Source organism: Streptomyces sp. NPDC037288, from assembly GCF_055603265.1.
In genome coordinates, this window is sequence record NZ_JBVJVY010000001.1 from 432,853 (window position 1) to 447,198 (window position 14,346).

13 protein-coding genes are annotated in these 14,346 nt (G+C 71.9%); 12 read left to right on the plus strand and 1 reads right to left on the minus strand.

What is annotated here, in order from left to right:
• Positions 1 to 35 precede the first annotated feature (35 nt).
• A complete protein-coding gene (locus tag ACZ7GZ_RS02030; protein ID WP_471019993.1) occupies positions 36 to 581 on the plus strand; it encodes an FAD-binding protein in 546 nt (181 codons plus the stop codon).
• On the opposite strand, the gene ACZ7GZ_RS02035 is transcribed toward ACZ7GZ_RS02030, so the two are convergent.
• On the minus strand, positions 578 to 1,159 hold the full coding sequence (locus ACZ7GZ_RS02035) for a biotin transporter BioY (protein WP_471019994.1): 582 nt from the start codon (positions 1,157 to 1,159) through the stop codon (positions 578 to 580). The two genes, ACZ7GZ_RS02030 and ACZ7GZ_RS02035, sit on opposite strands and share 4 nt — an antisense overlap.
• Positions 1,160 to 1,600: 441 nt before the next feature.
• On the opposite strand from ACZ7GZ_RS02035, the gene ACZ7GZ_RS02040 reads away from it, so the two are divergent.
• The 11 genes from ACZ7GZ_RS02040 (at position 1,601) to ACZ7GZ_RS02090 (ending at position 14,307) form a co-directional block, all read left to right on the plus strand.
• Complete coding sequence (locus tag ACZ7GZ_RS02040; RefSeq protein WP_471019997.1) at positions 1,601 to 2,800, plus strand: ROK family protein; 1,200 nt, start codon at positions 1,601 to 1,603, stop codon at positions 2,798 to 2,800.
• Positions 2,801 to 3,007: 207 nt separating this feature from the next.
• On the plus strand, positions 3,008 to 4,051 hold the full coding sequence (locus ACZ7GZ_RS02045) for an ABC transporter substrate-binding protein (protein WP_471020000.1): 1,044 nt from the start codon (positions 3,008 to 3,010) through the stop codon (positions 4,049 to 4,051).
• A complete protein-coding gene (locus ACZ7GZ_RS02050) occupies positions 4,048 to 4,896 on the plus strand; it encodes an ABC transporter permease (RefSeq protein WP_471020003.1) in 849 nt (282 codons plus the stop codon). The genes ACZ7GZ_RS02045 and ACZ7GZ_RS02050 overlap by 4 nt, the downstream gene beginning before the upstream one ends.
• Entirely contained in the window at positions 4,872 to 5,606 is a 735-nt protein-coding gene (locus ACZ7GZ_RS02055) for an ABC transporter ATP-binding protein (protein ID WP_471020005.1), read from the plus strand. The genes ACZ7GZ_RS02050 and ACZ7GZ_RS02055 overlap by 25 nt, the downstream gene beginning before the upstream one ends.
• Positions 5,603 to 6,940, plus strand: coding sequence for an LLM class flavin-dependent oxidoreductase (locus tag ACZ7GZ_RS02060; RefSeq protein ID WP_471020007.1), 1,338 nt, complete (start codon positions 5,603 to 5,605; stop codon positions 6,938 to 6,940). Before ACZ7GZ_RS02055 ends, ACZ7GZ_RS02060 begins: the two co-directional genes overlap by 4 nt.
• Before the next feature lie 12 nt (positions 6,941 to 6,952).
• On the plus strand, positions 6,953 to 7,843 hold the full coding sequence (locus ACZ7GZ_RS02065) for a TauD/TfdA dioxygenase family protein (RefSeq protein ID WP_471020009.1): 891 nt from the start codon (positions 6,953 to 6,955) through the stop codon (positions 7,841 to 7,843).
• 120 nt (positions 7,844 to 7,963) lie between these two features.
• The gene (locus ACZ7GZ_RS02070; protein WP_471020011.1) at positions 7,964 to 9,349 is read left to right on the plus strand and encodes an amino acid permease; all 1,386 of its coding nucleotides are present in this window, start codon (positions 7,964 to 7,966) and stop codon (positions 9,347 to 9,349) included.
• 123 nt (positions 9,350 to 9,472) lie between these two features.
• A complete protein-coding gene (locus ACZ7GZ_RS02075) occupies positions 9,473 to 10,120 on the plus strand; it encodes a superoxide dismutase (RefSeq protein WP_471020014.1) in 648 nt (215 codons plus the stop codon).
• Positions 10,121 to 10,310: 190 nt separating this feature from the next.
• Complete coding sequence (locus tag ACZ7GZ_RS02080; RefSeq protein WP_471020016.1) at positions 10,311 to 12,494, plus strand: MMPL family transporter; 2,184 nt, start codon at positions 10,311 to 10,313, stop codon at positions 12,492 to 12,494.
• Positions 12,495 to 12,499: 5 nt separating this feature from the next.
• Positions 12,500 to 13,672, plus strand: coding sequence for a sensor histidine kinase (locus ACZ7GZ_RS02085; RefSeq protein ID WP_471020019.1), 1,173 nt, complete (start codon positions 12,500 to 12,502; stop codon positions 13,670 to 13,672).
• Positions 13,669 to 14,307, plus strand: a complete 639-nt coding sequence (locus tag ACZ7GZ_RS02090; protein WP_471020021.1) for a response regulator — start codon at positions 13,669 to 13,671, stop codon at positions 14,305 to 14,307. The genes ACZ7GZ_RS02085 and ACZ7GZ_RS02090 overlap by 4 nt, the downstream gene beginning before the upstream one ends.
• Positions 14,308 to 14,346 lie beyond the last annotated feature (39 nt).

Consider the following 14,346-nt stretch of genomic DNA (forward strand, 5'->3'; position numbering starts at 1 on the left):
GGATCCTGTCAGGTCATGCGGCCATGCTGCTTGCCATGACCTACGTGGACGAGCACCGGGACCCGACCCTGCTCCGCCCCGGCGACGCCGGTTACGACGACGAACTCGCCGGCTTCCAGCTCGGTTTCGCCCAGCGGCCCGCCGTGGTCGTGCCCGCCCGCTCGGCGGCCGACGTGGTGGCCGCCGTACGGTACGCGGCGGCCGGGGGTCTGCCCGTCGGGGTGCAGGCGACCGGGCACGGGCTGCCCGGCGGTCACGACGGCGGGATGCTCGTCACCACGCGGCGGCTGGCCGGGACCAGCGTCGACCCCGGGGCCCGTACACCGCGCCGACGCCCGGCGCCGACCCGTCCAGGGCGCCAGCCCGTACGGCTCGGCGGCGGCGACCACCCGGCCCCAGCCCTGCTGGACCCGGCGTTCGCGCTGCTGGCCCGGGACACCCTCGGACGCTCCCTCGACTTCGCCTTCGGGGCCGGGGACGGGAACACCGGGCTGTACGACCCCGAAACGCGCGGGAGGCTCGCCCGGGTCAAGGAGACCTGTGACCCGGCGAACCTCTTCCGCGGGAACTACGGCGTCTAGCCCTTGTTCGCGAACCTCCAGGCGGTGGGCAGCGCGCCCATCGCCAGGGCGGCCTTGAGGGCGTCGCCGATCAGGAACGGGGTGAGGCCGAGCGCGACGGCCCGGGAGAGGGACAGGTCGCCGGCGAGGGCCAGGTAGGGCACGCCGACGGCGTAGATGACCGCCTCGCCGAGGATCATCGTGCCCGCCATGCGCAGGGGCGAGCGGTCGGCACCGCGCCGGGCCAGGGCGCCGACGGCCGCCGAGGCGAGGACCATGCCGAGGATGTAACCGAAGGAGACCGAGGCCGCGCCGGAGGTGCCGCCCGCGAACCACGGCACACCCGCGACACCGGCGAGCGCGTACAGGGCGAGGGAGAGGAAGCCGCGGCGGGCGCCGAGCCCGGTGCCGACGAGCAGGGCGGCGAAGGTCTGGCCGGTCACCGGCACCGGGGAGTGGGGCACCGGGACGGCCACCTGGGCCGCCAGGCCGGTGAGCACGGCGCCGCCGAGGACGAGGGCCGCGTCGCGGACGCGGGACGCGGGGAGCAGGTCGGCGAGGACTGCGCCGGGGCGAGCGGTGGCGGTGGCGGTGCTCATGGGGACTCCGCGGGTGACGGGAACATGCTGGGACAGGGTGACGCTATCCCGGCCGTCTCGGGCCGATCACCGTCAGCGCTCGACAAACGGCGGACCGAGACCTTGGTGGACTCCGCACAAAGAGTGGGGGTTACACCGATCAGGCGTGACACTGGTCACTGAGGCAGGGACGTGTCGCTCACTCGCCGGGGCGTCATGCGGACTGTGGGGTCTCACCAAACGAACCCCGGTCGGGCGAACCCCGGCCGTCTGGCCGGATTCACCTTTCCTGCCCTACCCTTCCAGCCATGGTTGCCCAGGCCCGGTACTTCACGTCGCGTCGCTATGTCGACCTGCGACGCCAGGGCACGGCCACCTGTCGCCGCCCGGGGTAGGGGCGGGCCTCGCGGCGCGCCTCGCCTTTCCGAGACGTGTCGGCCCCGTTCCCGAGGACGGTCCTCCATGCCCCGTACCGCGGCATCCACTCTTGTCTCGCCCGTTCCGCGGGCCGCCGACAGCGACCGGCGGCGCACCAGCGCCAGCGTCGTCCTGCGGTCCGTGCTGGAGCACGGGCCGGTGGCGCGCAGCACCATCGCCCGGCTGACCGGGCTGTCGCCCGCGTCGGTGACCGAGCACTGTGCCCGGCTCACCGGACTCGGCCTGGTCCGGGAGTCCGCCGCCCCCCGGCGTTCGAACGGGGTGGGCCGGCCGCACGTGCCCGTCGACCTGGACGACACGGGGTTCCTGGTCGGCGGGGTGCACGTGGCCGTGCCGTACACGACGGTCGCGCTGGTGGATCTGCGCGGCCGGGTGGTGGTCCGGCGCGAGCTGAAGCACGAACGGACCGACGCCGGGTGGGTGCTGGCGCGGGCCGCCGAGGGGCTTTCCGAACTGCTCGCCGGGGTGCCGGGCCGCCGGCCCCTGGGGGTCGGGGTGGCGGTCGGCGGCTGGGTGGACCGGGAGACGGGCAGCGTGGTCGAGCACGAACTGCTGGGCTGGCGCGAGGTGCCGGTGCGCGAGCTGCTCGGCGCCCGCACGGGTCTGCCGGTTCATGTGGACGGGCACGCGCGGGCGTTGGTGAACGGGGAGCGGCTGTTCGGGCGGGCCCGGGGCAGCCGGAGCGTGCTGCACCTGTTCGTGGGGAACGTGGTCGACGCGGCCTTCGCCACCAACGACGAGGTGCACCACGGGCCGCGTTCGGCGGCCGGGGCGATCGCGCATCTGCCGGTGCCGGGCGGTACCGAACCGTGCGCGTGCGGCCGTACCGGCTGCCTGCAGGTGGAGCTGAGCGAGCGGACGTTGTGCCGGCGGGCCCGGGCGGCCGGGGTGATCGACTCGGCGAACCCGATGCATGTGGTGGCCGCCGCGGCGGCCGGGGACGCGGTGGCCCGGCGGCTGCTGGTGGAGCGGGCCCGGGCGACCGGGCGGGCGGCGGGGCTGCTGCTGGACGTGCTCAATCCGGAGACGGTCGTCGTGACCGAGGTGGGAGCCCTCCACTTCGAGGACTGCCTGAGCGCGCTGCGGGAGGCAGCCGGAATACGGCGTGCGGCGGCCGTACTGCCGACGAGTTTTCCGGATTCCGTACTGGCGGTGGCGGGCGGTTCGGTGGTTCTCGACGTGCTGTTCCGGGATCCACTGGGCGCGTCACCTGAGGGTATTTAATTCAGAAACTCCGAATGTTGACAGGGCTCGATGACGGACAGGAACATGCTGGTCATGAGCCTTCTTACGAGCTGTCGCACCCTTTGTTGCTGACACATTGCCGCGCGTGAAGCGCGTGTTTCCGGCTCCGTGCTCCGTCTTTCGTCCGGCTTCCTCGCTCCGGAATTCCTCCTGCCTTTCCCCTCCTTTCCTCCGGGGAGTCCTTCCATGCACCGTCGTGTCTTTCTCACCTCCTTGCTGGGCGCGTCCGCCGCCGCCGCGGGCCTCAGCGGCTGCGCCAGGGGCGACGCCTCCGCCGACACCGGCGGCGCCGCGACCAAGCCGCTCGCCGACAAGGTCCCGGCCGGTACCAGCCTGAAGATCGCCTCCTACCAGGGTGTGCAGCAGCTGCAGTTCAGACTGGCGAAGCTGCCCGAGCTGCCGTTCACGGTGTCGAACTGGCTGAACATCGGGGCCGGTCCGGATGTCATCAACGCCTTCCGCGCGAAGTCGCTGGACCTCTCGAACAACGCGGGCATCCCGCCGATCCAGGCGCACTACCAGGGCTTCAGCGCGAAGATCGTGGCGATCGACCTCACCCGCAAGCCCAACTACCTCTTCGCCACCAGGCCCGGCAGCGACATCCGCACGGTCGGTGACTTCAAGGGCAGGCGGCTCGCCTTCTCGCAGGGGCAGGCGCAGGGTGTCGTCCTGCTGCGGGCGCTGAAGCAGGCGGGTCTGGCGTACGACGAGGTGAAGCTGGTCCCGCTGACCAGCAACCAGTTCTTCACCGCCCTGCAGTCCGGGCAGGTCGACGTGGCCCCGCTCGCCATCAGCCAGGCCCCCGCCTATCTGCAGAAGTACGCGGCCAGGGGCGCCCGCGCCGTCGACACCGACGTGGTCGACCTGCTCAACGTGCTGTGGGCCCCGCAGTCCGTGCTGAACGACTCCGCGAAGGCCGCCGCGATCGCCGCGTACATCCCGCAGTGGGCCAAGGGCCAGGTGTGGCAGTACGAGCACCCCGACGTGTGGAACGAGGAGTTCTACGTCAAGACGCAGAACCTGACCCTCCCGCAGGCGCAGGGCATCAGCAAGCTCGCCAACAAGCCGTTGTTCCCGGCCAGTTGGGACGAGGCGATCCGGTGGGAGCAGGAGACGGCCGATCTGCTCGCCGAGGGCGGCTTCGTGAAGAAGTTCGACGTCTCCTCGCTCTTCGACCACCGCTTCGAGCCGATCGCCGCCCAGGCCGTACCGGAGGAGTACCGGAAATGAGCGCCGTGACCACCACGACGACCGCCGTCGCGGCGGCGGAGGCCGGGGAGCTTCCCCGGATCCGCCGGCGCCGTCGCCTCTCCCCCGGCCGCCGGCTGCCCGCCGCCCGGCTGGCCGGCCCCCTCGCCGTCCTCGCCCTGTGGGCCGCCGCCTCCGCCGCCGGAGCGCTCGACACCGGCGCGATACCGGCGCCCTGGACGGTGCTGAGGACCGCCGGCCACCTGTGGACCGACGGCACGCTGTCCACCGACATCCTGACCTCGCTGACACGGGCCGGGTACGGCTTCGCGATCGGCCTCGCCGCAGGTGTGCTGCTCGCCCTCGCCTCCGGGCTCAGCCGGACCGGGGAGGCGCTGATCGACGGGACCGTGCAGCTCAACCGGGCGATCCCGCCCCTCGGTCTGATCCCGCTGTTCATCCTCTGGCTGGGCATCGGGGAAACCTTCAAGATCGTCATCATCGCGATCGTCGTCTACATCCCGATCTACCTGAACACGCATGCCGCGCTGTCCGGCATCGACAGCCGCTTCGTCGAACTCGCCGAGGTGCAGGGCCTGTCCCGGCTCGCCTTCGTCCGCCAGGTGGTGATCCCCGGCGCGCTGCCCGGATTCTTCGTGGGACTCCGGCTCGGTGTGACCGGCTCCTGGCTGGGTCTGGTGGTGCTGGAGCAGATCAACGCCACCAGCGGGCTCGGCTATCTGATGTTCCAGGCGCAGAACTACGGCCAGAGCGACGTGATCCTGGTCGGCCTGCTGATCTACGGCGTCTTCGGCCTGGTCTCCGACAGCGTGGTCCGTCTGATCGAACGGAGGGTGCTGTCGTGGCGCCGCACACTGAGCAACTGACCCGGCCGGCCGTCCGGCTCCGCGGCCTGACCCGGTCCTTCGACGGCCGTACCGTCCTCGACGGCGTCGACCTCGACCTCCCCGCCGGCCAGTTCACGGCCCTGCTCGGGCACAGCGGCTCGGGCAAGTCCACCCTGCTGCGGGCGGTGGCCGGGCTGGATCACGGGGTGGCCGGGAGCGGACAGCTCACCGCCCCCGAGCGGGTCTCGGTCGTCTTCCAGGACTCCCGGCTGCTGCCCTGGCGCCGGGTGCTGGACAACGTCCTGCTCGGCACCGACGGCAAGGACGCCGAGGAACGCGGCCGGGCCGCCCTCGCGGAGGTCGGCCTCACGGGCCGCGAGCGGGCCTGGCCGGGCGAGCTGTCCGGCGGCGAGGCCCAGCGGGCCGCGCTCGCCCGCTCCCTGGTCCGCGAGCCGGAACTCCTGCTGGCGGACGAGCCGTTCGGCGCGCTGGACGCGCTGACCCGGATCAGGATGCACAACCTGCTGCGCGACCTGTGGCAGCACCACCGCCCGTCCGTACTCCTGGTCACCCACGACGTCGACGAGGCGATCGTGCTCGCCGACCGCGTCCTCGTCCTGGACCAGGGCCGGATCGGCCTCGACCTGACCATCGACCGCCCCCACCCCCGCTCCTACCGCGAGCCGGTCCTGGGCGAGTACCGCGAGCGGCTCCTGGCCGCGCTGGGCGTCACGGAGGACCACCAGTGACACGGAGACAGCTGCATCTGAACGCGTTCCTGATGAACACCGGGCACCACGAGGCGTCGTGGCGGCTTCCGGAGAGCGACCCGTACGCGCACGTCGATCTCCAGCACCATGTGCGGCTCGCGCGGATCGCCGAGCGCGGCACCTTCGACTCGCTCTTCCTCGCCGACGGCCCCCAACTGTGGGGCAACCTCGCCCAGCGCCCGGCCGGCGCCCTGGAACCGCTCACCCTGCTGACCGCGCTGGCGACGGTCACCGAGCACATCGGCCTGATCGCCACCGCCTCCACGTCCTACAACTCCCCCTACAACCTGGCCCGCAAGTTCGCCTCCCTGGACATCATCAGCGGCGGCCGGGCCGGGTGGAACATCGTCACCACGGCGGGAGCCGAGGCCGCCCGGAACTTCGGGCTCGACGCCGAGCCCGCGCACGCCGAGCGGTACGCCCGTGCCGCCGAGTTCCTCGACGTGGCGCGGAAGCTGTGGGACAGCTGGGAGGACGACACGGTCGTCGCCGACAAGGCGGCCGGTGTCTGGGGCGACGACAGCAGGATCCACCCGGCCCGGCACCAGGGGACGTACTTCGGTGTCGCCGGCGCCCTCAACGTCCCCCGCACGCCCCAGGGCTACCCGCTTCTGGTGCAGGCGGGGTCGAGCGAGGACGGCAAGGCCTTCGCCGCCCGGTACGCGGAGGCCGTCTTCACCGCCCAGCAGACCCTCGCCGACGCCCAGGCCTTCTACGCCGACCTCAAGTCCCGCACCGAGCGGGCCGGACGCGACCCCGAGCACATCAAGGTGCTGCCCGGGATCGTGCCCGTACTCGGGTCGACGGAGGCGGAGGCGCGGGCGGCCGAGCAGTCGCTGGAGGACCACATCGTGTACGAGCACGGGGTGGGCCGGCTGGAGAGCCTGCTCCAACTCTCCCCCGGCAGCCTGGAGTTGGACGGGAAACTCCCCGCCGACCTGCCGCCCGAGTCCGCCGTCGAGGGCGCCAGGAGCCGCTACACGCTCGTCGTGGAGTTGGCCCGGCGCGAGCGGCTCACCGTCCGGCAGCTGATCGCGCGGCTCGGTGGCGGGCGCGGCCACCTCACCTTCGCCGGCACCCCCGAGCAGGTCGCCGACCAGATCGAGACCTGGTTCACCCGGGGCGCCGCCGACGGCTTCAACATCATGCCGGCCGTGCTGCCCTCCGGCCTGGACGCCTTCGTCGAGCACGTCGTACCGCTGCTGCGCGCCCGCGGCCTGTTTCGCGGCGCGTACGGCCCCCGGCAGACCCTCCGGGAGCGCTACGGCCTCCCCCGCCCCGCCAACCAGTACCTGCTCCCGTCCTTCACCTGAGAGGAACCCCTGATGACCATCGAGACCGCCAAGGTCACCGCACGCATCGGCGCCCGTGTCTCCGGCGTCGACATCACCGGGCCGCTCGCCCCGGAGGAGGTCGCCGCGATCCGCGAGGCCCTGAACGTCCACAAGGCGCTCGTCTTCGAGGCAGGCGACCTGGACGACGCCGGCCAGCAGGCCTTCGCCCGCCACCTCGGCGACCTGACCACCGCCCACCCGACGGTCGGCGCGGTGGACGGCGCCCCGAACGTGCTGCCGGTGGACAGCGAGCGGGGCCGCGCCAACCACTGGCACACGGACGTCACCTTCGTCCTCAACCCGCCGCAGGCCAGCACCCTGCGTTCGATCACCGTCCCGCCGTACGGCGGCGAGACCCTGATCGCGAACGCGGCGGCCGCCTACCGCGACCTGCCCGAGCCGCTGCGCCGCTTCGCCGACACCCTGTGGGCCGAGCACACCAACGACTACGACTACGCCGTACCGGACGAGGAGATCGACGAGGAGAAGGCCGCCCAGCGCGCCCTGTTCACCTCCATCACCTACCGCACCGTGCACCCGGTGGTCCGGGTGCACCCGCTGACCGGGGAGCGCGGGCTGTTCATCGGCGGGTTCGCGCAGCGGATCGTGGGCCTGTCGGCCGGCGAGTCCCGCAAGATCCTGGACCTGCTGCAGGCGTACGTCACCCGCCCGGAGAACATCCTGCGCCACCGCTGGGCGGAGAACGAACTCATCCTCTTCGACAACCGGATCACCCAGCACTACGCCGTCGACAACTACGACGGACAGCCGCGCCGCCTGCACCGGGTGACCGTCGCCGGTGACGTCCCGGCGGGCGTCGACGGCAAGGAGAGCTACTCGATCGAGGGCGACGCCGCGCACTACACACCGGTGGCCGCGTGACCCTTCGGTGACCCTGCGTGCAGCAGGTGTCCGGATACTGGACGGCCCCTTCGTGTGAGCGGACGGGCCGCCCAGACTGGCGGCGTTTTACCCGCCCATTGCCCGGGGAGAGCCGCGCCCATGCCCAGCAGCACGACCACCGAGACGCCGCCACAGCAACAGGACGGCACCTCCCTCTCCCACGGCCTCAAGCAGCGCCATCTGTCGATGATCGCCCTCGGCGGGGTGATCGGCGCTGGTCTGTTCGTCGGCTCCGGCGCGGGCATCGCCGCCGCCGGTCCGTCCATCGTCGTCGCCTACACGCTCTCCGGCCTGCTCGTGATGCTGGTGATGCGGATGCTGGGCGAGATGTCCGCCGCGTACCCGTCGTCCGGCTCCTTCTCGGCGCACGCCGAGCGGGCGATCGGCCCCTGGGCGGGCTTCGCCGCCGGCTGGTCGTTCTGGGTGCTGCTGTGCACGGCCGTCGGCCTGGAGGGCATCGGCGCGGCGCACATCGTCTCCGGCTGGCTGCCCGGCACCCCCGAGTGGCTCTGGGTGGCGCTGTTCATGGTCGTCTTCTGCGGCACGAACCTGGCCGCCGTGAAGAACTTCGGCGAGTTCGAGTTCTGGTTCGCCGCGCTGAAGGTCGGCGCGATCTCCCTCTTCCTGATCCTCGGCGTGCTGGCGATCACCGGGGTGCTGCCCGGCACGGACTCCCCCGGCACCGCGCATCTGACCCACTTCCTCCCGCACGGCGGCAACGGCCTGATCATCGGCCTGCTCGCCTCCGTCTTCGCCTACGGCGGCCTGGAGACGGTCACCATCGCGGCGGCCGAGTCGGAGAACCCGGTCAAGGGCGTGGCCACCGCCGTCCGTACCGCGATGTGGCGCATCGCCCTCTTCTACATCGGCTCCATGGCGGTCGTCGTCACCCTGGTCCCGTGGGACTCCAAGGAGGTCGTGGCGAAGGGCCCGTACGTCGCCACGCTCGACCACCTGGGCATCCCCGGCGCCGGCCAGCTGATGAACGTGGTCGTCCTGGTCGCCCTGCTCTCCGCGATGAACGCCAACATCTACGGCTCCTCGCGCATCGCCTACTCGCTGGTCGAGCGCGGCCAGGGCCCGAGGGTGCTGGCGAAGCTCACCGGCGGGGTCCCACGCGTCGCCGTCCTGACCTCCTGCGTCCTGGGCTTCGTCTGCGTGCTGCTCAGCTACTGGCGGCCGGACGACGTCTTCAAGTGGCTGCTGAACATGATCGGTGCGGTCATCCTGGTCGTGTGGATGTTCATCGCGGTCTCCCAGCTGCTGCTGCGCCGCCGCATCGAGCGCGAGGCTCCCGGCAAGCTCGTCGTGCGCATGTGGGCGTTCCCGTGGCTGACCTGGGTCGCGCTGGCCGGCATGGTCACGATCTTCGCCCTGATGGCCCGCGAGCAGGACACCCGGGTGCAGTTGTACTCCACCGGCGCCATGACCCTGCTGCTGGCGGCGGTCGGGTACGTCTGGCAGCGGGCGCGCGCCCGGCGCTGACGCCGCCCGGCACCGGCGAGGCCCCCATGTGCGACACATGGGGGCCTTTGTGTTGCCCGCACACTCTTGTTGTTAGCGTGTAGTTGCAAGGTACTTGCAATAAGGTTCCGGAGGGGATCACCCATGCCCGTCTACACGCTGCCCGACCTGCCCTACGACTACTCCGCGCTGGCCCCCGTGATCAGCCCGGAGATCATCGAACTGCACCACGACAAGCACCACGCGGCCTATGTGAAGGGCGCCAACGACACGCTGGAGCAGCTGGCCGAGGCGCGGGACAAGGAGTCGTGGGGCTCCATCAACGGCCTGGAGAAGAACCTGGCCTTCCACCTGTCCGGCCACATCCTGCACAGCATCTACTGGCAGAACATGACCGGCCCGAACGACGGCGGCGGCGAGCCGCTGGCCCAGGACGGCGTGGGCGGGCTGGCGGACGCGATCAAGGAGTCCTTCGGGTCCTTCGCCGCCTTCAGGACCCAGCTGTCCAAGGCTGCGGCCACCACCCAGGGCTCCGGCTGGGGCGTGCTGGCGTACGAGCCGCTCAGCGGCCGGCTGATCGTGGAGCAGGTCTACGACCACCAGGGCAACGCCGGCCAGGGCGCGACCCCCATCCTGGTCTTCGACGCCTGGGAGCACGCCTTCTACCTCCAGTACCGCAACCAGAAGGTGGACTTCATCGAGGCGATGTGGCAGGTCGTCAACTGGCAGGACGTCGCACGCCGTCACGAGGCCGCCAAGTCCCGCACGGACGTGCTCCTGCTCGCCCCCTGAGGCACCCCGGATCGTCCTGCCTCGTGATCGTCTTCTCACCCTTCACGCGGGCAGGCGGATGAGAGAAGACCCCCGCGAGGACGTGACTTGCGGGGGTCTTCCCCACCCCGAGGGTCCACCGAACGGCTGACCCGAAGTTCCACCGGGCACCCGTGTCCCCCAAATGCCCTGCTCAGCAAGGCTTCTGGGTATGAACTCACTGACTGTGCGCATGGCGCGCTGGAGCGCCGGGCACCCCTGGCGGGCGCTCGTCGGCTGGCTGCTCTTCATAGCGCTGTGCCTGGGCGTCGGCAGCGCCGTCGGCACCAACAACGCGAAGACCGCCGACTACCGGGTGGGCGAGGCCGGGCGGGCCGAGGCCATGGCCGCCGAAGGGCATGTGGAGCGCCTGTCCACCGAACAGATCCTGATCTCAGCCGGCTCCGGCGCCCCGGACGAGGGGCCCGCCGCTTCCGCCGCCCACGAGCTGACCGCACGCATGCGACAGCTGCCCGAGGTCGCGGAGGTGGCCGCCCCGGTACGGTCCTCGGACGGACGCGTCCTCATGGTCGAGGTGTCCCTCAAGGGCGAGGAGCTGGACGCCGACGACAAGGTCGGCGCTCTCGTCGCCCAGACCCGGGCGGTGCAGCGGGCGCACCCCGAACTGCTGGTGCAGGAGACCGGCTCCCCCTCCGTCAGCAAGGGGGTCGACCAGCAGCGCGACGACGACCTGGCCCTGTCCGAGAAGATCAGCCTGCCCCTCACCCTGGTCACCCTGCTGATCGTGTTCGGCTCGCTGACCATGGCCGCCGTACCGCTGCTGCTCGGGCTGTCGTCGATCGCGGCGGCCATCGGGCTGTCGATGGTCGCCTCGCATCTCATCCCCGACGCCGGAGTCGGCAAGAACGTCATCCTCATGATCGGCCTCGCGGTCGGTGTCGACTACACGCTCTTCTACCTCAAGCGGGAGCGCGAGGAGCGGGCCCGCTGCGGTGGCCGGCTCGGCGCCGAGGCGCTGGTGGAGCTGGCGGCGGCCACGTCCGGGCGGGCCGTGGTGGTCTCCGGCCTGGCGGTCGTCGCCTCCACCGCCACGCTGTACCTGGCCTCGGACGTGATCTTCTCCTCGCTCGCCACCGGCACGGTCGTGGTCGTCCTGGTCGCGGTGGCCAGCTCGCTGACCGCGCTGCCCGCGCTGCTGACCGTGCTGGGCAGGCGGGCCGAGCGCAGGGCGCGGCGGCAGACGGAGCACGGACGGCCCTCGCGGCGCCTGCGGGGCGGCGGCGACGGCCGGTTCTGGTCCGCGCTGCTGCGCCCCGCCGCCCGGCATCCGTTGGCCACCCTGTGCTGCTCGCTCCTGGCCCTGCTCGCCCTCGTCCTCCCGCTGACCGGCCTGAAGATCACCGAGATGAGCCGGGACACCCACTCCCGCGCGATCCCCGCCATGCGGGTGTACGACCGCCTCAACGCGGAGTTCCCCGAGCGCCGGGTCACCCACCAGGTCGTCGTACAGGCCCCTGCCGCGCGCTCCGCCCAGGTCACCGGAGAACTGCGCTCCCTTGCCCGCCGGGCCGCGGCAGACCCGCTGTTCACCGGCTACGCCCGCGTCCGCACCGCCGCCGACCACCGGACCAGCACCCTGGAGCTGCGGGTGCCCTACCTCGGCGACTCCCCGCAGGCGCGCGCCTCGCTGGAGCATCTGCGGCACGACTACCTGCCCGTCACCGTCGGCAAGGTCGCCGGCGCGCGGTACGGCGTGAGCGGCGACGTGGCCCGCTACACCGACTATCCGGCCCATCAGGACGGCAGACTGCCCCTGGTCATCGGCGCGTTGCTGCTGGTGACGTTCCTGATGACGCTGTACGCGTTCCGCTCGGTCGTGCTCGGCCTGCTCGGTGTCGTACTGAACCTGCTGTCGGCGGCGGCCTCGCTCGGTCTGCTCGTGCTGGTCTTCCAGCACACCTGGGCCGAGGGGCTGCTGGACTTCCGCTCCACGGGGTCCATCGGTTCCCGTGTGCCGCTGTTCCTCTTCGTGATCCTCTTCGGTCTGTCGATGGACTACCAGGTCTTCGTGGTCAGCCGGATCCGGGAGGCGGTACTCGCCGGCACGCCCAGCCGGCAGGCCGTCGTCGAGGGCGTCCGGCGTTCGGCGAGCGTGGTGACCAGCGCGGCCGTGATCATGACGACCGTCTTCGTGAGCTTCGTCTTCCTGCACCTCATCGAGATGAAGCAGATCGGTTTCGTACTCGCCGCGGCCGTCCTGCTGGACGCCTTCGTGGTGCGCGTGCTGATCCTGCCGGCGGCCCTGCTGCTGCTCGGCGAGCGCGCCTGGTGGCCGGTGCGGCCCTCCCCGACCGCCGCCACCGTCACGGACTTCGCCCCGCTGGACGTAGGTTGACGGATATGACCACGACCGCCGACGCCCTGTGGGCGACCTCGCTGCGCCGCTGGAACGCGGTGTGCTGGGTCCTGTTCGCCGCGATGGCGGTCGGGATCACGGCCCTGAGCCAGGGTGCCGACCGGTACGCGGCCCTCGCCCTCCTGGGCAGTGTGGCCCTGTGCTTCGCCGTGCTGGACCGCCGGCCCGCCCATCCCGTCGTACGGCCGCACGGGTACCTCGCGGTGCTGGTGCTCGCCCTCGCCGGTCTGGCCTATCTGCGGACCAGTTACGCGGCCCTGTTCATGGTCACGCTGCCGCACTACTGGATGTTCGGCCGTACCCCGAGGATCTCCCTCACCTTCCTGGGGCTGGCCACCGCCGGCACGCTCCTGGGCGGCTGGGTGCGGCAGGGCTGGTCCGGCGAGTTCTTCGGCGAGACGGTCGTGGGCACGCTGATCGTGGTCGCCGTCGGCGTCCTGATTGGGCTGTGGGCCCGCGCGGTGGTCGAACAGAGCAGTGAACGTGCGCGGCTGATCGAGGAGTTGGAGCGCACCCAGGCGGAGCTGGCCGAGGCGCATCTGCGGCAGGGCGCGGCAGAGGAACGGGAGCGGATGGCGCGGGAGATCCACGACACGCTCGCGCAGGGTTTCGCCTCGATCGTCGTTCTCGCCGAGGCGGCCCGCGCCGGGCTCGCCACCGACCCCGGACGCACCGCCCGGCAGCTGGTGTCGATCGAGACGACCGCCCGGGAGAACCTGGCGGAGGCCAGGGAACTGGTCGGCTCGGGCCGGCCGCCGGGCGGCGCGCACGCCGGCTCGGTGGCGCAGACCCTGCAGCGGATCGTGGACCGGTTCGCCGAGGACACCGGGCTGAGCGTGGCCGCCGAGCTGGCCGACCTGGACTGCGACCAGCAGACCCGGGTCGCGCTGCTGCGCTGCACCCAGGAGTCCCTGGCCAACGTGCGCAAGCACGCCCGTGCCTCGACGGTCGGTGTGGTGCTGGCCCGGCGTCCCCACGGCGTGGAGCTGGAGGTCACGGACGACGGCACCGGATTCGTGGCCGAGGCCTCCGCCGGCTTCGGCCTCGACGGGATGCGCAAACGGCTCGCCGAACTGGGCGGGCGGCTCACGGTGACCAGCTCGGTCGGGGACGGGACCAGGATCCTCGCGGTGATCCCGGTGGAGGGAGCGGCATGACCGGGGACAGGCTCCGGATCGTCGTGGTGGACGATCACACCGTGATGCGGGCCGGGGTGATCGCCCTGCTGGACGGGGAGGCGGACATCGAGGTCGTCGGCGAGGCGGGCGACGGCCGCGCCGCCCTCGGACTGGTCGCCCGGCACGATCCGGACGTGGCCCTGGTCGACCTGCGCATGCCGGTGCTGGACGGTGTCGCGACGACCAGCGAGATCGTCGCCCGTCACCCCCGCACCCGGGTGCTGATCCTCACCACCTACGACACCGACGCCGACATCGAGCGCGGCGTCGAGGCCGGCGCCATCGGCTACCTGCTCAAGGACACCACCCGCGAGCAGCTGGTCGACGCGATCCGCTCGGCCGCGCGCGGCGAGACCGTGCTCGCGCCCCGGGTGGCGGAGAAGCTGGTCGCCCGGATGCGGCGCCCCGTCCACGATCCGCTCACCGCCCGCGAGACCGAGGTGCTGACCGCGGTGGCCGACGGGCTCACCAACGCCGATATCGGGCGCCGCCTCGTCATCTCCGAGGCCACCGTCAAGACGCATCTGCTGCGCCTGTTCGCCAAGCTGGACGTCAACGACCGGACGCGGGCGGTGGTCGTCGCGATGGAGCGGGGGTTGCTGCGCGGGCCGTAACGTCACACCGCCGCGCGGGAACGGGCCCGGCGCCGACCG